19 protein-coding genes are annotated in these 17,769 nt (G+C 51.8%); all 19 read left to right on the plus strand.

Going from position 1 to position 17,769, the window contains the following annotated elements; translation table 11 throughout:
- Positions 1-60: 60 nt before the first annotated feature.
- The 19 genes from DW677_RS18225 (at position 61) to DW677_RS02955 (ending at position 17,766) form a co-directional block, all read left to right on the plus strand.
- The gene (locus tag DW677_RS18225) at positions 61-204 is read left to right on the plus strand and encodes a hypothetical protein (RefSeq protein ID WP_015554816.1); all 144 of its coding nucleotides are present in this window, start codon (positions 61-63) and stop codon (positions 202-204) included.
- Positions 205-207: 3 nt separating this feature from the next.
- Positions 208-1,512 (plus strand): tetratricopeptide repeat protein, encoded by a 1,305-nt coding sequence (locus tag DW677_RS02865; protein WP_117566455.1) that lies wholly within the window; start codon positions 208-210, stop codon positions 1,510-1,512.
- Positions 1,513-1,771: 259 nt separating this feature from the next.
- Positions 1,772-2,113 carry an anti-sigma factor antagonist gene (locus DW677_RS02870; protein ID WP_015554814.1) on the plus strand — a complete coding sequence of 114 codons (342 nt, stop codon included), beginning with the start codon at positions 1,772-1,774 and terminating at the stop codon, positions 2,111-2,113.
- Positions 2,114-2,196: 83 nt separating this feature from the next.
- Complete coding sequence (spoIIAB, locus tag DW677_RS02875; protein WP_117484338.1) at positions 2,197-2,628, plus strand: anti-sigma F factor; 432 nt, start codon at positions 2,197-2,199, stop codon at positions 2,626-2,628.
- 4 nt (positions 2,629-2,632) lie between these two features.
- Positions 2,633-3,352 carry a SigB/SigF/SigG family RNA polymerase sigma factor gene (locus DW677_RS02880; protein WP_117469822.1) on the plus strand — a complete coding sequence of 240 codons (720 nt, stop codon included), beginning with the start codon at positions 2,633-2,635 and terminating at the stop codon, positions 3,350-3,352.
- 104 nt (positions 3,353-3,456) lie between these two features.
- Complete coding sequence (locus tag DW677_RS02885) at positions 3,457-3,681, plus strand: hypothetical protein (protein ID WP_117502939.1); 225 nt, start codon at positions 3,457-3,459, stop codon at positions 3,679-3,681.
- Positions 3,678-4,310, plus strand: a complete 633-nt coding sequence (locus tag DW677_RS02890; protein WP_117566456.1) for a stage V sporulation protein AA — start codon at positions 3,678-3,680, stop codon at positions 4,308-4,310. Before DW677_RS02885 ends, DW677_RS02890 begins: the two co-directional genes overlap by 4 nt.
- The gene (locus DW677_RS02895; protein WP_117502937.1) at positions 4,300-4,722 is read left to right on the plus strand and encodes a stage V sporulation protein AB; all 423 of its coding nucleotides are present in this window, start codon (positions 4,300-4,302) and stop codon (positions 4,720-4,722) included. Before DW677_RS02890 ends, DW677_RS02895 begins: the two co-directional genes overlap by 11 nt.
- 149 nt (positions 4,723-4,871) lie before the next feature.
- Positions 4,872-5,315: a SpoVA/SpoVAEb family sporulation membrane protein gene (locus DW677_RS02900; RefSeq protein WP_015554808.1), complete on the plus strand. Its 444-nt coding sequence runs from the start codon at positions 4,872-4,874 to the stop codon at positions 5,313-5,315.
- 90 nt (positions 5,316-5,405) lie between these two features.
- Complete coding sequence (locus DW677_RS02905; RefSeq protein WP_117502936.1) at positions 5,406-6,812, plus strand: ATP-binding protein; 1,407 nt, start codon at positions 5,406-5,408, stop codon at positions 6,810-6,812.
- A 288-nt stretch (positions 6,813-7,100) separates the two neighbouring features.
- Positions 7,101-8,159, plus strand: coding sequence for a stage V sporulation protein AD (locus tag DW677_RS02910; protein WP_117469819.1), 1,059 nt, complete (start codon positions 7,101-7,103; stop codon positions 8,157-8,159).
- Between the two features lie 125 nt (positions 8,160-8,284).
- On the plus strand, positions 8,285-8,641 hold the full coding sequence (locus tag DW677_RS02915; protein ID WP_015554806.1) for a SpoVA/SpoVAEb family sporulation membrane protein: 357 nt from the start codon (positions 8,285-8,287) through the stop codon (positions 8,639-8,641).
- A 663-nt stretch (positions 8,642-9,304) separates the two neighbouring features.
- Positions 9,305-10,477 (plus strand): PucR family transcriptional regulator ligand-binding domain-containing protein, encoded by a 1,173-nt coding sequence (locus DW677_RS02925; RefSeq protein ID WP_117566458.1) that lies wholly within the window; start codon positions 9,305-9,307, stop codon positions 10,475-10,477.
- 268 nt (positions 10,478-10,745) lie between these two features.
- On the plus strand, positions 10,746-11,963 hold the full coding sequence (locus DW677_RS02930; RefSeq protein ID WP_117484043.1) for a hydantoinase/carbamoylase family amidase: 1,218 nt from the start codon (positions 10,746-10,748) through the stop codon (positions 11,961-11,963).
- A 176-nt stretch (positions 11,964-12,139) separates the two neighbouring features.
- Positions 12,140-12,745, plus strand: a complete 606-nt coding sequence (thrH, locus tag DW677_RS02935) for a bifunctional phosphoserine phosphatase/homoserine phosphotransferase ThrH (protein WP_117566459.1) — start codon at positions 12,140-12,142, stop codon at positions 12,743-12,745.
- A 241-nt stretch (positions 12,746-12,986) separates the two neighbouring features.
- Entirely contained in the window at positions 12,987-13,655 is a 669-nt protein-coding gene (locus DW677_RS02940; protein ID WP_117484045.1) for a GntR family transcriptional regulator, read from the plus strand.
- Positions 13,656-14,070: 415 nt separating this feature from the next.
- Complete coding sequence (locus DW677_RS02945; RefSeq protein ID WP_117566460.1) at positions 14,071-15,507, plus strand: FAD-binding oxidoreductase; 1,437 nt, start codon at positions 14,071-14,073, stop codon at positions 15,505-15,507.
- 208 nt (positions 15,508-15,715) lie between these two features.
- On the plus strand, positions 15,716-16,852 hold the full coding sequence (locus DW677_RS02950) for an acyl-CoA dehydrogenase family protein (RefSeq protein ID WP_015554780.1): 1,137 nt from the start codon (positions 15,716-15,718) through the stop codon (positions 16,850-16,852).
- A 137-nt stretch (positions 16,853-16,989) separates the two neighbouring features.
- Positions 16,990-17,766 carry an electron transfer flavoprotein subunit beta/FixA family protein gene (locus tag DW677_RS02955; RefSeq protein ID WP_117566461.1) on the plus strand — a complete coding sequence of 259 codons (777 nt, stop codon included), beginning with the start codon at positions 16,990-16,992 and terminating at the stop codon, positions 17,764-17,766.
- The last annotated feature ends 3 nt before the right edge of the window (positions 17,767-17,769 follow it).

A 17,769-nucleotide genomic window follows, 5' to 3' on the forward strand; every position in this document is an offset into this window, starting at 1 on the left:
GATCTGCGGTGAGTGCCGGTGACAGAATGCTGTTGCCGGGGCATCAAAGGAGGAAGAAAAATGATCAACTTTGAGGAAGAGATCGAGCGCTTCAAGCCGAGCCTTGAGGTGGAGGCGGTCAGCGACGCCATCGTAAAGAGTGACCTCACAGATATGGCAGATATTATGATGGACATCATGAAGGATATCAAAAAGGAAAAGTAATATATGGATGAGATGCAGAAGATCCAGTACGCGGCCAACAGCTACTACAACCGCGGTCTGGAAATGGCAAAGGAGAGAAACCTTTCCGGGGCGGCGAGATTCTTAAAACGCGCCCTGCAGTTTAATAAATACCACACGGATGCCAGAAACCTTCTTGGACTGATCTTTTACGAGATGGGTGAGACGTCAGATGCGCTGATCCAGTGGGTCATCAGCATCAATCTCCAGCCGGACGGAAACCGGGCAGACTATTACCTCGATGAGGTCCAGAGAAAGCCGGGACAGCTTGAGATCGCGAGCCAGATGGTGAAGAAGTTCAATCAGGCATTATTCTATGCCCAGAATGACAGTGATGATCTGGCGGTCCTGCAGCTTAAGAGGATTGTCGACGAGAAGCCGAACTTCGTGAAAGCGCATCTGCTTCTGGCGCTTCTCTACATGGAGCACGGGGACTACACGAAAGCCGGAAAATCCCTGTTCAAGGTACTTCAGATCGATAACAATAACGAGAAAGCCACCCGGTACATGGAGTACGTAAAGAGCCGGACCGGAAAGGCGGAGGTCGAGAAGCGGAAGATGAAGAACGCGTTTTCCCACAGGGAGATGCAGGACGATGACGTTATTCTGCCTCCGACCTACAAGGAGAACACGGGCTGGCAGTCCATCATCAACATCGGTATCGGTCTTGTCCTGGGGGCGGTCATGGTCGTGTTCCTCATTATGCCGGCGAGGGAGCGAACGTTAAACTATGAACATAATCAGGAGATGCAGTCCTACACGGATAAGTTAAATCTCGCGAACCAGGAGACGGACAAGTTGAAGCTCCAGATTGAGGATTACCAGAAGCAGAAGGAGGACGCGGAAGGCCAGTTAAATGACTTAAAGGGCGATTCCGGAAGCACGGTGAACCAGTACGCGGCGCTCGCAAAGATCCTGGACGCGTACCGCAAAGGGGATACGAACACGGCGGTTCTGACTTATGTGGATATGGATCAGTCGAAGATCACGGATGACAGCTCTGTGGCGATCTTAAATGAAATCAAGGCGGACATGGATGCCAACGCCCCGGCAGTCCTTATGGCGGCAGCAGCCCAGTCAAACTCTGTCGGGGACTACGACTCAGCGCTCCGCTATTATGAGAGATACATGGAATTCAACGACAAGAACCCGGAAGTCATCTACAACATGGGAATGGTATACAAGGCAAAGGGCGATACCGACAACGCGAACCAGATGTTCGGACAGGTCATCATGAACTTTGCGGATTCGGAGTTTGCGGAGAAGGCGAAGGAAGAGAGAGGATACTAAGGAGCAATTCTGGTTTCTGTTTCACAGAGAGTGTATAGAGGTTCGTTGATAAAACTTACTTCAAAAAAACTTAAAAGAGACTTTACAGAAGAAAATACTGTGAGGTCTCTTTTTTGTTGTTTCAGACTAGAAAACTACAGGAGAATGGATTTAGAAAGCTGTTTTGAGGTAAGAAAAATTTGTGAAAATCAGCCTCGCATTGGGATACAGGCTGTGGGCTGAATTTGGCTGCAAAATTTTGAAATGGGAGGAAAAATTTATGGAAGATTCATTCGTATACGAGGCAAAAGGCCCCACACTCATCATTCATTTGCCGAAGGAGTTCGACCATCACAACTGCCGGAATCTGAGATATGAGACGGACCTTCTGATGGCGGAAAATTATGTCTCCAGAATCATTTTCGATTTTACGCGTACCCGGTTCATGGACAGCTCCGGCATCGGCGTCCTCTTAAACCGCTACAAGCAGATGAAAGCAGGCCATACCAGTTTTTACGGTGCCTGCCCGCAGGTGATGCGGGTCTTAAAGGTTGCGGGAATTCTGGGGCTGATGCATCAGTATGAGTCAAAAGAAGAAGCAATCTACAGCAGGGAGGTATAGGGATGGAAGAGACAGGACAGACCGTACAGGAAACGCCGAAAGTACAGGCAGAGCAGACTGGAGAGAACGGGAAAAATGTAGGAATGCCGGAGTGTGAGACTATGGAACTCATTATGGAGAGCCGGTCGGAGAACGAGGAGTTCGCGAGAGTCGTGGCAGCCGTTTTTGCAAGCCGCCTGGATCCGACGTTGGAGGAACTGGACGATATCAAGACCGCCGTCTCAGAGGCAGTGACGAACGCGGTGATCCACGGATACCGGGGACAGGAAGGAAAGATCTATCTTTCGGCGACGGCATGGGAAAAGGAGCGGCTGTTTTCTGTGACGGTGCGGGATGAGGGAGTCGGGATCCGTGACGTGGAGCAGGCCATGGAACCCATGTTCACCACATGTCCGGAGGACGGGAGGTCCGGCATGGGATTCTCCTTCATGGAGGCCTTCATGGACCGGGTGGAGGTGGTCTCCGCACCGGGAAAGGGAACCTCCGTCACCATGAAAAAGAAGATCGGCAGGTGACGGGATGGCGGACACTGCGGAACTCTTAAAACGTTCACACGCAGGGGATAAAGAGGCGAGGGACCGCCTCGTCATGGAGAACGCGGGCCTTGTCTGGAGTATTGTCCGGAGATTTATCGGGAGAGGACCGGAACCGGATGACCTGTTCCAGATCGGGAACATCGGTCTTATAAAGGCCATCGACCATTTCGACACAGAACTGGGCGTCCGGTTTTCCACCTATGCCGTTCCCATGATCACCGGGGAGATCAGGAGATTTCTCCGGGATGACGGGATGATCAAGGTCAGCAGGCCGCTAAAGGAACTGGCGGGAAAAGTCGGGGCGGCGAGAGAAAAGCTGGAGGCGGACCTCGGGCGGGAGCCGACAGTGGAGGAGCTTGCAAGGTCGGTGGGAGCCAGCCGTGAGGAGGTTGCGGCATCCATGGAAGCTGGGGCGAGAGTCGGATCCATCTACGAGCCCTTCGATGCCGGGGATGAATCCGGAGGCTGTCTGGCGGATAAGATCGCGGAAAAGACATCGGAGAATGACAGGGTCCTGGACCGGATCGTGCTGGCGGAGCTTTTATCCGGTCTCGGGGAGAAGGAACAGCAGATCATAAAAATGCGGTATTTTGAAAATATGACCCAGACCGTGATCGCAGGGCGGCTTGGAATCTCCCAGGTGCAGGTGTCGCGGCTGGAGAAGAAGATCTTGAGGGAGATGAGGGAGAGACTGACTTCATAAAAGATGAAAATGATTCTGCTCATGGTTATGTATAATGTCCGTTGATTCGGAACATCCTATTTGCGTAAAGCAATGCGATAAACAGGATGAGAAGGTGGAATATTATGAAACCGTTAAAGGACTACGTGGAGATCATTTTTGCGGTGCTGGCGCTGGCAGGACTGGTGTTTGTGTTCTGGTATTTTCTCGTGGCGGTCCCGGCAAAGAAAGCGGAGCAGTCGGGGACATTCGTGATGGTGCCGGGGACGGAAATGGAAGTCTGCCGAGGCACTGTCACAGGGGTTTTAAAGACCATTGGGGATATGGACAGAAAGCCGTGGAGCGCATGAGCAGCACGACGATCTACTTAAAGCTTCCCCAGGTGAAGGAAGTTTATGAGCCGGAAGTGTACCTCGGAATGATCGCCGATGTCCACAGCAGCGACAGGGCTGCGGAGGCGAAGGCGAAAGCCGTGAAAATCACCTCATTTTCCGGGAAGGGAAAAGAGGCAGTGTTTGTTGGAAATGTCATGGAACTCGTGGAAAAGATCGAGAAGACCGGCCAGAATATCCAGGTGGACAATGTCGGGGAATCGGATTTCGTGGTCACATACCGGGCAGGGAAGAAGAAAAGTCTGGTATGGGAGTGGATGAAGACGGCCATGGTGTCCGCGGTGGCGTTTTTCGGGGCGGCGTTTGCCATCATGACATTCAACAACGACGCAAACGTGACGGATGTGTTCGCGAAGTTCTATGAGATGATCATCGGGACCCGGGCGGAAGGGCCGACGATCCTGGAGGCGTCCTACTCCGTGGGACTGGCCCTGGGGATTTTATTGTTCTTCAACCATTTCGCCTCCTGGAAGATCACGGTGGACCCTACGCCCATAGAGGTGGAGATGCGGCTCTACGAGGAGAACTTAAATAAGACGTTGATCAAAAATGGCGGGAGAAAGGAGTCAGGGGTCGATGTATCTTAAGCTTGGGATTCTGGCCTTTGCAGGCCTCGGTGCCGGGGCAGTGATCGCTGCCGGGATCTTTGCCTTCCTCGCCATCATCGGCGTGTTCCCGAGACTCATCGGCGTGACCCACACAGCGGGGCATGTGATCCTCTACGAGACGCTTCTGATCCTCGGGGGAACATGGGGGAATCTGGCGGACTTCTACAGCGTGGCATTTCCGTTCCCTGGAAAGTTTGTGCTCGCAGTGTGTGGGACGGCTGTCGGAATTTTCGTGGGATGCCTTGTGATGTCTTTGGCGGAAACGCTAAAGGCACTGCCGATCCTGAACCGCCGGATCGGGCTGGCGGTGGGGCTGCAGTATGTGATCCTGGCGGTGGCTGCGGGAAAGGCATTTGGATCGGCAGTGTATTTTCTGCGGGGATTCGGATGATTTATCTCAGTGGGAGTCTGATCTCCGACTGAGATAAACGCTTCGCGAGGATGCGCAGTGATTCTGATAGGAATCTGTCAGCTTCGCTGACCAGAATCACGCGCCAAGTCTCACGAACGTTCAATTTGAAAGTATACATGGAGGAATTTATGGAGATCGATAAGAAAGAGTACGGAAAATATGTGAAGCAGGTGACACCGGTCCACAACACCTGGAAGAACCTCTGGCGGGCGTTTCTCGTTGGCGGACTGATCTGCATGCTGGGACAGGTATTCACATCCGTCTACATGTCCTTCGGGATCGAGAAAGAGAGCGCGGCGGCGTGGACGACATTGAGTCTCATCGGCCTCAGCGTGATCCTGACGGGGTTTCATGTGTACCAGAAGATCGTAAAATTCGGTGGAGCCGGAGCCCTGGTTCCCATCACAGGATTTGCGAATTCCGTGGTGTCCCCGGCAATCGAGTACAAGGCGGAGGGCCATGTCTTCGGGATCGGCTGCAAGATCTTTACGATCGCGGGACCGGTGATCCTCTACGGGATCCTTGCGAGCTGGGTGCTGGGGATGGTGAAGTATTTCTGGAGATACTTGTAAAAGAACCGGCAGGAACGTATAATGGAGAGAGAAGATGCGGCGGCTGTGTAGCATATGAACAGCGTCAGCATGGAATAAGCGGAGGAAAACGTGAAATCAGTATCGATCTATACGCTCACAAGAAACCAGAATATTTCCTGCGTCCAGAAGCTGGAGAGACAGATGTCGGGGCGTGGGTACTTTTTGAAGATGCGGGAGTGGGAGCTTGACAGCATGAAGGCCTTTGTGAGGGAATTGGAGACGCATATGGACGAGGTGTATGCGCTTTGGTTCTTTTACTCGTTTCAGATTCCGAGACTGGGAAAGGAGTTTGACCTTCTGCAGATCAGGGAGGACCAGATCGTGAATGTGGAGCTGAAGAGCGGAGCAGTCTCCGATGAGGCACTGCGGAAACAGTTGATACAGAACCGATATTATCTCGCGGTGCAGGGAAAGACGATCCGGTCCTATACATATATCAGCAGCCAGAACCGACTTGTCCGCCTTACGAACCACGACCGGATCGTGGACGCGGACTGGGAACAGCTTTGCGCGGATCTGAGGGATGGAGGAAAGGACTATGAGGGCGATGTGGAGGAGCTGTTTCAGGCGGAACTGTATCTGATCTCGCCTCTCACAGAGCCGGAGCGATTCCTGAACAAGGAATATTTCCTGACTGCCCAGCAGCGGGATATTGAACGCCAGATCTTAAAGAAAATCCGGGCGGAGCGGACCGGGGCGTACTGGTTTACGGGACTTCCGGGGACGGGAAAGACGCTGCTGCTCTACGATATCGCTATGAAGCTTTCCGGGAAGCAGAGGGTCTGCATGATCCACTGCGGGGAGAGCAAGAAGGACTGGAAGCGGCTTCATGAGAGACTCCGGCGGGTGGAGTATCTGCCAGATTCCGAAATTGGGGCGGAGTGCGGTCTGGAAGAGTGTTCCGCGGTTCTGGTGGATGAGGCACATCTTCTTGAGCCTGGGGCGAGGGAGCTGCTGGCTGGGATCAGTAGCCGGCGGCCGGTGATCTTTTCCGGGGACTGCGAGGATGTGATCTCGCCGGATGAGCTGGGGGAGAGCGCTGAGATGGTGTGGAAATCTGTGCCGGGTGTGCAGACATTCCGGATGACGAACCGGATCCGGACGAACGCAGAGCTGTCTGTTTTTATCCAGAATATGATGCGCCTGACCAGAGGAAAGGGGAGACGGATGTATCCCCATGTCTCGGCTGGGTACGGGAATGATGAGGAGGAAGCAGAGAAGCTTTTAAAAGGGTATCTGGCGCTGGGATATCGGTATTTTGAGGAGAATGCCGGGAGCAGCGAGGATGTGGAGCGGCTTGTCGTTTTGCTGGATGAGAGATATTTTTATGATGAGACGGGATATCTGCGGTCTGGGAACCGGAGTGTAAGGCGGCTGTTTCACAGGCTGAACCAGGCAAAGGAGGAGCTGGCATTTGTGGTGAAAAAGAATGAGGCGGTGTACTCGGTGATTTTGGGGCTGCTTCAGGCGATGTGAGTGAAAAATTTATAGAATGTGTGTCGTGGGAAAAGATGCGGAAATTCGAGGTGGACTTCGGATTCCTGCATCTTTTTGTTTATTTTGGGGATTCTATTTGCATGGAGACCTTATTTTGGTGTACCTATGTGAGGATGAAGTCTGTTGCGAATGACTGCGCGGGTACTGGAGTGTTAAGGTATATTTATTTAGTACGATTGGAGTCGTTTTTGTTCAAAAAGTACGATATGTATGGATGTAACTGATAGGTGAATTGAGACCAAAATAAAGATGGGAGTGGATAGAAAAATGGATGAGAAAACAGGAACGTTAAGAAAGCAGCGCGGGCGTGCCAGTGTGGTGTTTGAAAATCCGCCGCTGATCATGGCGGCTGCGTCGACAGTGGGAAAGAAGGAAGGAGACGGACCTCTTGGCGTTTTTTTTGACCGGGTGGAGCTGGATCCCATGCTGGGAAAGAAAAGCTGGGAGGAGGCGGAGAGTGAGCTTCAGAGCAGGACTGCAGGTCTTGTGATCGAGAAGAGCGGGCTTTCGAAGGAAGAAATCAGGTATTCGTTTGCGGGGGATCTTCTGGCACAGCTCATCGCCACTTCTTTTGGAAATATAAATCTGGAGATCCCAATGTTCGGGCTTTACGGAGCATGCTCCACCATGGGGGAAGGTCTGGGGCTGGGCGCCATGTGCGTGGAGGGTGGATTTGCGGATCATGTTCTTGTAGGCGCTTCCAGCCATTTCGCTTCGGCGGAGAAGCAGTTCCGTTTTCCGTTGGAATATGGGAATCAGAGGCCGTATTCGGCTACATGGACGGTGACTGGGTGCGGAGCGGTGATCGTGTCCTCCGGGGATTGCCGGGGGAAGGAAGCGCCGCTTGCGAAGATCACGGCGGTGACGACGGGAAAAATTGTGGATATGGATTTTCATGACTCCATGAATATGGGGGCTGCGATGGCGATGGCGGCGCTTGATACGATCCTGCAAAATTTCAGGGATCTCGGGGTGGACGAGACACATTATGATAAGATCATCACCGGGGATCTGGGGACAGTGGGACGGAGACTTCTGCTGGATTATCTTATGAAGGCAGGATACCGGATCGAGAGCCGGTATATGGACTGCGGGATCGAGATGTTTTCGCCGGAGGAGCAGGATACCCATGCCGGGGGAAGCGGATGTGGGTGTTCAGCGGCGGTGCTTTGCGGGTTTGTTTTGCCGAAGATCAGGAATGGGGAGTGGAAAAGGGTGCTGTTTCTGCCGACGGGGGCTCTGCTTTCTACGGTGAGCTTTAATGAGGGGAAGAGTGTGCCGGGGATCGCGCATGGGGTGGTGCTGGAGACGCCGGATTTTCTGTAAGAACTTAGCCGGGGATTTTCGAAGGAGGAACAATCTGTTGGAAAAATGTTAAGGGAAGACGGACGTGGATCATACAGAGTGTGAAAATATAAATCTTAGGAATGAGAAGTGGAGTGAGTGTGGCTATGGAATATATCAGAGCTTTTCTTGTGGGTGGTCTGATCTGCATGCTGGTGCAGATCCTGATGGATAAGACAAAGATGATGCCGGGGAGGATCATGGTGCTGTTAGTGGTCAGCGGGAGTGTCCTTGGATTTTTGGGAGTGTATGAGCCGTTTGCCGAGTGGGCCGGGGCAGGAGCGACTGTGCCGCTGCTTGGATTTGGAAATACACTTTGGAAAGGGGTTGTGAAGGCGATGGCAGAGGATGGAGTGCTTGGAATCTTTAAAGGGGGATTTACAGCCAGTGCTGTGGGGATCAGTGGGGCGTTGGTGTTTGGATATCTGGGTGCGATTATCTTCAGGCCGGGGATGAAGGAGTGACAGGAGTACGCGGGGGTGAGGCTTCGGGCGCGGAAGCTTGGGGGATTTTTGGGGCGGTTCCTCTAAGCACCCGGAAGAATGCTAAGAGCGGAGAACAGGGGACACAACTCGCCTGCGGCTCAAACAAGTGTCCCCTGTCCTCCAACGCATTCTCCCGCGCGCCAAGAGGAAGCCAGCCCCCAAAATCAGGCGCGACCGTGCCCGAAGCCTCACCCCCGCTGTGCACTGGCATGCCTGGGTTGGCTGTTTTTGTCCCGGAGGGACAAAAAGGCGCGGGAGTTTGTGGAAGAGTAAAAAATATTTGGAATTTTTTAAACGGCATTGTTATGGTGAGAATTTATATGTAAAAACATTATTTGAAAAATAGGGATGATTAAATTTGAAGGGTGTAAAAAAAACATGCTGATTCGGTGCAGATTGATACGATTATTTGTAAGGTGATGGAACAGGAAGACGAGAGGCAACGAGATAGACAGTATGACGGGGCTTGTGGAGTGGCATTAAGGCAAGGATAGATTGAGAATAATCGTAGAATGTGGTAAAATAGTTATGTGTATTAGGGTCTATAACGTAAGTTATGATTTCCGCTTAGGAGATAACGTAATTAACAATTGTTCCTTGAATGGAAAAGTGTAATGATTTGTAAAGGAGATAGGGACTTTTGTGGCAAAGGTAAGTGATGTCCTGAAGCTCTCGGTTATGCGGGGTGTCCGCGTGGTGGCGGGGGAAGAGGGACTTTTTAGGAAAGTGGAGCATGTGACGGTGATGGAGGTCCCGGAGATCAAGAGGTGGCTCAAGGGAAATGATTTTCTGATCACGAGTTTTTATTCGGTGCGGAAGAGTGAGGAGGATCAGTGTGCCTTGATCCGGGATCTGGCGGATACGTGCTGCTGTATTGCGGTGAAGACGGGGCAGTATGTGAAGACTGTCGCGGAGAGTGTGAAGAGAGCGGCGGATGAGGTGGGACTGCCGGTTTTGGAGATTCCGGGGGAGCTGGCTTATATTGATATTATTGTGAATGTGATGAATCTGATCTTTGAGGAGGAGGGAAACTCGGAGATTCTGGAGAAGTATGTGAAGGATATTCTTTACGAGAATTACAGTGATGAGATCCTGATGGAGGAACGGGGACGGCTTTTTGGGATGGACGTGGAGCATGACTGGTTTTCGGCGGTGGTGATCAATTTCAGAAAGCGGTATGTGCCGGATGAGCAGGATTGGAAGGGGATCAGGTTTCTGGGGCGGACTTTGTTGGAGAGGATGAGAGAGACTGCTGGGGTCAGGGAGTGTGTGATGGTTCCGTTGGAGAAGGGGTATCTGATTCTGACTGAGGGAGAGGATGAGTGCAGGCTTCGGGAGACGCTTGTGGATTTTTTTGAAGAGGAGAGAATATGTTCTCTGTGGAATGCGGGAACGGATAAGTTTGTCTGTTCTATCGGTCCGGTCCGGACTGGACTCGCCGGGATTCGCGATACATACAGTGATGCGTTTAAGGCAATTAGGGTCATGAGAAAGCTTCAGCCTGAGAATTGTGTCTGCGTATATGAAAAGGTTGAGATGTACTGTGTGTTGCAGGATCTTTTTTCAGCGGGGAAAAGGGATGTATTTGAGAGGATTTTGGCGCCGGTGGAGAGTCGGGAGTTTTTAGAGACTCTGTGGACGTATTTTATGTGTTCGGGGAGTCTGGATGAGACGGCTGGGGTGCTGCATACGCATAGGAATACGGTGAAGTATCGGCTGGGGAGGATTCAGGCGGTTACGGGGTTGGATATTAAAAGGCCGGAGGATGGTTTTAAGTTGTATATGGGAGTTTTGGCTTGGCGGATGAAGGAGTGACGAGGGGTACGCGGGGGTGAGGCTTCAGGCGCATCCGTGCCCGAAGCCTCACCCCCGCTGTGTACTGGCATGCCAGGGAGAATGTTTTTGTCCGTACGTACAAAAAGGCGCGTTTCACTTTGGCTGGGAGAACATATAATTCTGAGTTCTTATGGATTATAATGGTATTGTCAGAATTATTTCTTGTTGCGAAATAGAGATAAAGTAAATATGCAATGAAGATGAGATAGATCAGAAAATACTTAGGGGAACTCAGGAGGTACTTGTTATGGAGCGTCGGATCGAGGATGTTCAGTATTGTGAAAGGTTATTTCAGAGTTTTTATGATATCGGAAGTACGTCGCAGGGCGGCGTGACGCGGCTGGGGTATTCGGAAACGGAGGACGCGATGCATGAGGTCTTTAAGGGGCTTGGAAGGGAGCTCGGGGCTTCTGTGATTACGGACGAGGTTGGGAATACTTATGTGACGAATACAGACGAGGACGGGTATACGCTGATCGGGTCGCATCTGGATTCTGTGATCGAGGGTGGACGGTATGATGGTGTGGCTGGCGTGATGGCCGGGCTTATGGTGATGCGCTGGGCGAAGGAGGATGGAATCAGGATCCCGCTTCGGGTCGGGGCGTTCCGGTGTGAGGAGTCCAGTAATTTTGGGTGCTGTACGATCGGTAGTGGACTGATTACACATGAGGTCTATAAGCAGGATATCGGACATCTGATGTCGAAGGACGGGGAGTCTTTGGAGAGTATTTTTGAGCACCGGGGGTTGACGCTTCATCCGAAGAAGATATCGGGACTTCGGAGATATCTGGAGTTACATATTGAGCAGGGAAAGGTGCTTGAGGAATGTAAGACGCAGGTCGGTATTGTCGGGACGATCGCGGGGCCAGTGAGGTATCGGGTGTATCTTCGTGGTATGGCAGAGCATTCTGGCGCTACGCCGATGGATATGAGGAGTGACGCGCTCTGTGCGGCTGCGGAGATCATTCTGGAGATGGAGAAGATCGGAAAGTGGGAATCTGCGTACGAGTCGGTGGCGACGGTGGGCGTGGTTCAGAACCATCCGAATGTTCTGAACGTCATACCGGGACGGGTGGAGCTTGGTGTGGACATGCGTGGCATTGATCAGGACAGTCTGGACCGTATGGAGCGGGCGTTTAAGGCCGCGGTGCGGGAGAGCTGCAAGAAGCGCGGCGTTGAGTATGTGGCGGAGAAAATCAACAGCATTCCTCCGATCAGTATGAGTGAGTCAGTGGAAGACGGTCTGGAGCAGGCGGCGAAGCGGCTTGGAATCTCCAGCCGGAGAATGCCGAGCGGTGCGGGGCATGATGCCATGTCTTTTGCGGAGATTTGTGATTCCGGTATGGTATTTATTCCGTGCCGGGGCGGTGTGTCACACAATCCGTCGGAGCATGCGGAGATTACGAGTATCTGTGATGGGGCGCGGGTGATGTATGAGTATTTAAAGGGAGAGACGGCGAAATAATCGGCGGGAATATTTTTTTGAAAAGACTATAAATTTAATGATATGCTGTCTGGCTGGGAGATTCAGCGGGCAGCATATTTTTATGGGCGGGTAAAGCGGTTATAGATTTTTCTAGATGATAATGTTATAATATTTTCATTATGACAATAAAGCACGGGAATGAGGAGAAAACAGCTATGTATATCACATGCCTTGACTTAGAGGGAGTTTTAGTGCCGGAGATCTGGATCGCGTTTGCGGAGGCCAGCGGGATCCCGGAGCTTAAGAGGACGACGAGGGACGAGCCGGATTATGATAAGCTGATGCGTTGGAGAATCGGGATTCTGAAGGAACATGGACTGGGACTGAAGGAGATCCAGGAGACCATCGAGAAGATCGATCCGCTTCCGGGTGCGAAGGAGTTCCTGGATAAGCTTCGTGAGCTTGGTCAGGTCATCATTATCAGTGATACGTTTACGCAGTTTGCGAAGCCTCTGATGAAGAAGCTTGGCTGGCCGACGATCTTCTGCAATTCCCTGGAGGTCGCTCTGGACGGGGAGATCACGGGATTTAAGATGCGGATCGAGAAGTCCAAGTATACGACGGTGAAGGCACTTCAGTCCATCGGCTTTGAGACGATCGCCAGCGGAGACAGCTACAATGATCTCGGAATGATCGAGGCGAGCAAGGCGGGATTCCTGTTCCGCAGCACGGAGCAGATCAAGAAGGACCATCCAGAGATCACAGCGTTCGAGACGTATGATGAGCTCTTTGAGGCGATCAAAAAGGCGATGGAAGAATAGCAGGAATCTTATGGAAAAGATTCCGCACAAAAAAGACATTTAAGAACACAGCCGGACTGCAGTTTGTTATGGATGCGGAGATGGAACGTCAGCTCTGTTTCAAGGGGCAGCGGCTGTGCTTTTCTATTTGAATGAATGTACGGTCTGCTGAGAGATGCTGGATCTGTTTGAACGGTGTATTAGTCTAACAGGGTAGAAAGTACAGGAGTTCTGGTTAAAAGAAAGGACTGCTGAATCAAAAATGGAGAAATCCTACGAGAAAGTCATTGAATATGTAAAACATGGAATCGGAAGCGGGGAGATCCAGGCGGGTGAGAAGCTTCTCCCGGAGCGGGAACTTGCCCAGAAGCTGGAGATCAGCCGGAATTCCGCGAGAGAGGGACTCCGGATCCTGGAAAACATGGGAGTTCTGGAGAGCCAGCAAGGTGCGGGAAACTATGTCTCCGGAAATTTTGACGAGATTCTGGCGGAGATGTTGTCGTTCATGTATATTTTAAAGAAGATCGACGTGGATAAGATCACGGAATTCCGTTCTACCCTGGAGTGGGGGGCCATTGAGACAGGGGTGAAACAGGCGACGGAGGAGCAGCGCCAGAAGATGATGTCCTATCTCGACAATTTGGAGCGGGCGGAGACGGAGGAGGAGCGTGTCCGCTGGGATAAGGCGATCCACTACCTTCTCATCGAGGCATCCGGAAACTTCTGTATGCTGGCAAACTATAAGGCCCTCAACAAGATCATGGACGAGTATATCCCGAAGATGCGTGGAAAGATCATCGAGGGCATGCACAGCGAGCAGTTCTTAAGCCGCGCCCACAGGACACTGGCAGAAGGTTTCGCGGAGGGAAATATCGAGAAGGCGAGAGAGGGACTGAAGCTGCATTTCCACTATATTTACCAGTACTTATAAAAATTATGGCAGAGTTCCGACTGATTATTTCGATAAGCCAGTGCTTTGAGAGTCAGGGAAAAGAGCGGGAACCATGACTATGATATAATTCTAACAAGCCTGACAAAAATCAGACAATCTGTGCGAAATTTGCGCAAAGAAAAACAAAAAGTCTTGACAAAAATCCGGGACAGCGATATCCTTGTATTGGAAAAAATACACTGCTTATTGATAGCAGTTATTTTTTAGAACGAATTGGTTCTACCAATAAAGAGAAAACAATCAACATTGTGCGCAATAAACAAACAAATGTGCATGGTGTTTAAAATATATCATAATTGGTACTACCAATATAAAAGAGAATCAATTGCATTACACAAAACCGCACATGTGTCATATGGGTGGCGGCAATATATGAGAAGAGGAGAAAGCAAACATGGCAAAGAAGTATAATGAGGTAACGCCTGAGATCCTGGAACAGTTCAAAGCGATCGTTCCGGGAAAAGTATACGCAGGCGAAGAGATCAACAGTGACTATTTCCACGACGAGATGCCGATCTACGGAAAGGGCGCGCCGGAGGTCGTGATCGAGGCGACAACCACAGAGGAGATCGCGGCTATCGTGAAGGTCTGTTATGAGAACTCCCTCCCGGTGATTCCGAGAGGAGCAGGAACCGGTCTTACCGGCGCGGCAGTAGCTGTAGATGGCGGGGTCATGATTGACATGAGCAAGATGAATAAGATCCTTGGCTATGATCTCGAGAACTTCGTAGTCCGCGTGGAGCCGGGCGTTCTGTTAAATGACCTCGCTGAGGATGCACAGAAGCAGGGTCTCTTATATCCGCCGGATCCGGGTGAAAAGTTTGCGACTCTCGGCGGAAATGTTTCCACGAACGCGGGCGGCATGCGCGCCGTCAAATATGGATGCACAAGAGATTATGTGCGCGCCATGACCGTTGTCCTTCCGACCGGTGAGATCGTAAAGCTGGGCGCTACCGTCTCAAAAACAAGCACCGGCTACAGCCTGTTAAACTTAATGATCGGTTCCGAGGGAACCTTAGGTATCATCACAGAGCTCACCTTAAAGCTCATCCCGGCACCGAAAGAGACCATCAGCCTGATCATCCCGTATGAGAACCTGGAAGACTGTATTGCGACGGTTCCGAAATTCTTCATGAACCACTTCCAGCCGCAGGCACTGGAATTCATGGAGAAAGAGATCGTTCTCGCTTCCGAGCGCTACCTTGGAAAGAGCGTATTCCCGAAGCAGGTCGAGGGTGTTGACATCGGCGCTTACCTTCTTGTGACATTCGACGGCGACAACATGGAACAGCTGGAGGAGCTCACAGAGCAGGCGGCTGAGGTTGTTCTCGACGCGGGCGCTGTGGATGTTCTCGTTGCTGATACCCCGGCGAAGAAGAAAGACGCATGGGCAGCGAGAAGCTCCTTCCTTGAGGCCATCGAGGCGGAGACAAAGCTTCTCGATGAGTGCGACGTCGTCGTTCCGGTCAACCAGATCGCGAAATACCTGACATACGTCAAGGGAGCGTCCGAGAAATATGACTTCGAGGTCAAGAGCTTCGGACATGCGGGCGATGGAAACTTACATATCTATACATGCGCGAACGACATGGATGAGGAGACATTCAAGAAACAGGTTTCCGAGTTCATGGCAGACATCTACAGGAAGGCAGCAGAGCTGGGCGGTCTGATCTCCGGTGAGCACGGAATCGGCTTTGGAAAGAAAGGCTATCTTGCAGAGTTCGCAGGTCCGGTGAACATGCGCCTGATGCGCGGCATCAAGGAGACCTTCGACCCGAAGATGATCTTAAACCCGGGCAAGATCTGCTATGATCCGAAGGAAGAGGCGTAAAGTATTCTGTTTAGCCCCGGCAGCAGTCCTTTTCCTCCCCGTGAGACGGCTGCCGTACACCAATATATTTATTGACACTGTCTGCCGGCCGGCAATCTCCCCCGTGAACCGGCCGGCGCAAATAAAAAAGAAAGGAAAGCTGCTGTCCGGCAAGCCCGCATATTTTCCAGGGCGGCCGCAGAAGACATAGCAGCAAAGGAATTTCATTATGGCATACTTAATTTCTGAAGAGGCGCAGGATCTCCTGCAGGACGTTAAAAATTTCTGTGACAAAGAAGTTGCAGAGCAGTGCAAGGAATACGATGTTTCCGGCGAATGGCCGAAGGCAATTTATGATAAAGCGGTCGAGCAGGGCTATCAGGCTCTCGAGGTTCCGGAAGAGTTCGGCGGCCCGGGGCTTTCCCGTGTGGATGTAGCCGCCCTTATCGAGCAGATGGCGATCGCGGACGCAGGCTTTGCCACAACGATCTCCGCCAGTGGGCTCGGCATGAAGCCGGTCCTCATCGCGGGCAGCGACGAGCAGAAGCAGCATGTCTGCGATCTGATCCTCGACGGAGGCTTCGGTGCGTTCTGTCTGACAGAGCCGGGTGCAGGCTCCGATGCCAGCGCAGGCAAGACCACAGCGGTGAAAGATGGAGATGAGTATGTATTAAACGGCAGAAAATGCTTCATCACGAACGGCGGTGTCGCTTCCTTCTACTGCGTGACAGCCATGACCGATAAATCCAAAGGGGTAAAGGGAATCTCCATGTTCCTGGTAGATGCCGGAACTCCTGGTCTCTCCACAGGACATGAGGAGAACAAGATGGGTATCCGTACCTCCAATACCTGTGACGTTGTATTCGAGGACTGCAGGATCCCGGCAGCGAACCTCATCGGAGAGGAAGGAAAGGGCTTCGGAATCGCCATGAAGACTCTCGACCAGGCCCGCGCATGGATGGGCTGCGTTGCCACAGGTATCGCCCAGAGAGGCATCAACGAGGCAGTCGCATACGGCAAGGAGAGGATCCAGTTCGGCAAACCGATCATCAAGAACCAGGCATTACAGTTCAAGGTAGCCGACATGGAGATCAAGACAGAGACGGCCCGTCAGATGGTTGCCCATGCTTTAACAAAGATGGATATGGGACTTCCGTACACGAAGGAATCCGCTATCGCGAAATGCTATGCGTCCGATATCGCAATGGAGGTTGCTTCTGAGGCGATCCAGATGTTCGGCGGTTACGGCTACAGCAGAGAGTACCCGGTTGAGAAGCTTCTTAGAGATGCGAAGATCTTCCAGATCTTTGAGGGAACCAATGAGGTACAGAGAATTGTTGTGGCAAACAACGTGATAGGAAAGTAAAAGCAATTTGCGCGTAAAGGCAAATGAATGGCGGAGAAACGGCTGTGAAAGCCGCAAAATTTCGAGATATTACACCGGTCCGGCAGTATCCGTGAAGAACTGGTTCTGCCGGAACCGGACGAATTTTGGAGGAAAACATGGAAATTTTAGTATGTGTAAAACAGGTTCCGGACGATTCCGTTGAGATCTCCCTGGATCCGAAGACAGGGGCACCGGCTCTTGACGGTGTGACACCGGTAGTAAACGCATTTGATACATATGCGCTGGAGATGGCAGTCCGCTTAAAAGAGGCGGCAGGAGGAGAGGTGACCGTTCTTTCCATCGGCGATGAGAGCGTTAAGAACTCCTTAAAGAACTGCCTGGCAGTGGGCGCTGACTACGCGTACCTTGCGGCAAATGACGCTTACCAGAGCGCTGATCCGGAGATCATCGCAAAGGAACTGAAGGCTGCGAAGGAAGCCATCGAGGAGAGGACAGGAAAGAAATTTGACATCGTGTTCTGCGGCAAAGAGACCACAGATTTCGCTTCCGGACAGGTGGGAACGATCCTGGCGAAGGAGCTTTCCGCTCCGGTAACAGCAGATGTCGTTGATATCACAGCAGGAGAGGGAAAAGTGACAGTAAAGCAGGAGACGGAGGAAGGTTACTGCATGATCGAGTCAGGGCTTCCGTGCGTTGTGGCTGTCAATAAGCCGGAGTATGACCCACGCTATCCGACGATCAAGAGCAAGATGGCAGCGAGAAAGAAACCGATCGAGGAGCTCGCTGCAGAAGAGGCAGGAGCTGTACAGGTCGAGGTCCTCAGGGTCTACGCACCGGCAAAGAGAGCCGCAGGTGTGAAGATCAAGGCAGAAGATCCGGCGGAGGCGGTAAGCCAGGCGCTCGCCATGATGAGCGAAGCAAAAGCAATCTGATGA

The organism is Clostridium sp. AM25-23AC (genome assembly GCF_003435125.1).
Classification (GTDB): Bacteria; Bacillota; Clostridia; order Lachnospirales; family Lachnospiraceae; genus Pilosibacter; species Pilosibacter fragilis.

What these genes read in the sequence shown, in the direction of transcription:
- DW677_RS02865 (WP_117566455.1), top strand. Translation starts at nt 208, where the DNA reads ATGGATGAGATGCAGAAGATCCAGTACGCGGCCAACAGCTACTACAAC.
- DW677_RS02870 (WP_015554814.1), top strand. Translation starts at nt 1,772, where the DNA reads ATGGAAGATTCATTCGTATACGAGGCAAAAGGCCCCACACTCATCATT.
- DW677_RS02945 (WP_117566460.1), top strand. Translation starts at nt 14,071, where the DNA reads ATGGCAAAGAAGTATAATGAGGTAACGCCTGAGATCCTGGAACAGTTC.
- DW677_RS02955 (WP_117566461.1), top strand. Translation starts at nt 16,990, where the DNA reads ATGGAAATTTTAGTATGTGTAAAACAGGTTCCGGACGATTCCGTTGAG.
- DW677_RS02885 (WP_117502939.1), top strand. Translation starts at nt 3,457, where the DNA reads ATGAAACCGTTAAAGGACTACGTGGAGATCATTTTTGCGGTGCTGGCG.
- DW677_RS02880 (WP_117469822.1), top strand. Translation starts at nt 2,633, where the DNA reads ATGGCGGACACTGCGGAACTCTTAAAACGTTCACACGCAGGGGATAAA.
- DW677_RS02915 (WP_015554806.1), top strand. Translation starts at nt 8,285, where the DNA reads ATGGAATATATCAGAGCTTTTCTTGTGGGTGGTCTGATCTGCATGCTG.
- DW677_RS02930 (WP_117484043.1), top strand. Translation starts at nt 10,746, where the DNA reads ATGGAGCGTCGGATCGAGGATGTTCAGTATTGTGAAAGGTTATTTCAG.
- DW677_RS02900 (WP_015554808.1), top strand. Translation starts at nt 4,872, where the DNA reads ATGGAGATCGATAAGAAAGAGTACGGAAAATATGTGAAGCAGGTGACA.
- DW677_RS02895 (WP_117502937.1), top strand. Translation starts at nt 4,300, where the DNA reads ATGTATCTTAAGCTTGGGATTCTGGCCTTTGCAGGCCTCGGTGCCGGG.
- thrH (WP_117566459.1), top strand. Translation starts at nt 12,140, where the DNA reads ATGTATATCACATGCCTTGACTTAGAGGGAGTTTTAGTGCCGGAGATC.
- DW677_RS02890 (WP_117566456.1), top strand. Translation starts at nt 3,678, where the DNA reads ATGAGCAGCACGACGATCTACTTAAAGCTTCCCCAGGTGAAGGAAGTT.
- DW677_RS18225 (WP_015554816.1), top strand. Translation starts at nt 61, where the DNA reads ATGATCAACTTTGAGGAAGAGATCGAGCGCTTCAAGCCGAGCCTTGAG.
- DW677_RS02950 (WP_015554780.1), top strand. Translation starts at nt 15,716, where the DNA reads ATGGCATACTTAATTTCTGAAGAGGCGCAGGATCTCCTGCAGGACGTT.
- DW677_RS02910 (WP_117469819.1), top strand. Translation starts at nt 7,101, where the DNA reads ATGGATGAGAAAACAGGAACGTTAAGAAAGCAGCGCGGGCGTGCCAGT.
- spoIIAB (WP_117484338.1), top strand. Translation starts at nt 2,197, where the DNA reads ATGCCGGAGTGTGAGACTATGGAACTCATTATGGAGAGCCGGTCGGAG.
- DW677_RS02940 (WP_117484045.1), top strand. Translation starts at nt 12,987, where the DNA reads ATGGAGAAATCCTACGAGAAAGTCATTGAATATGTAAAACATGGAATC.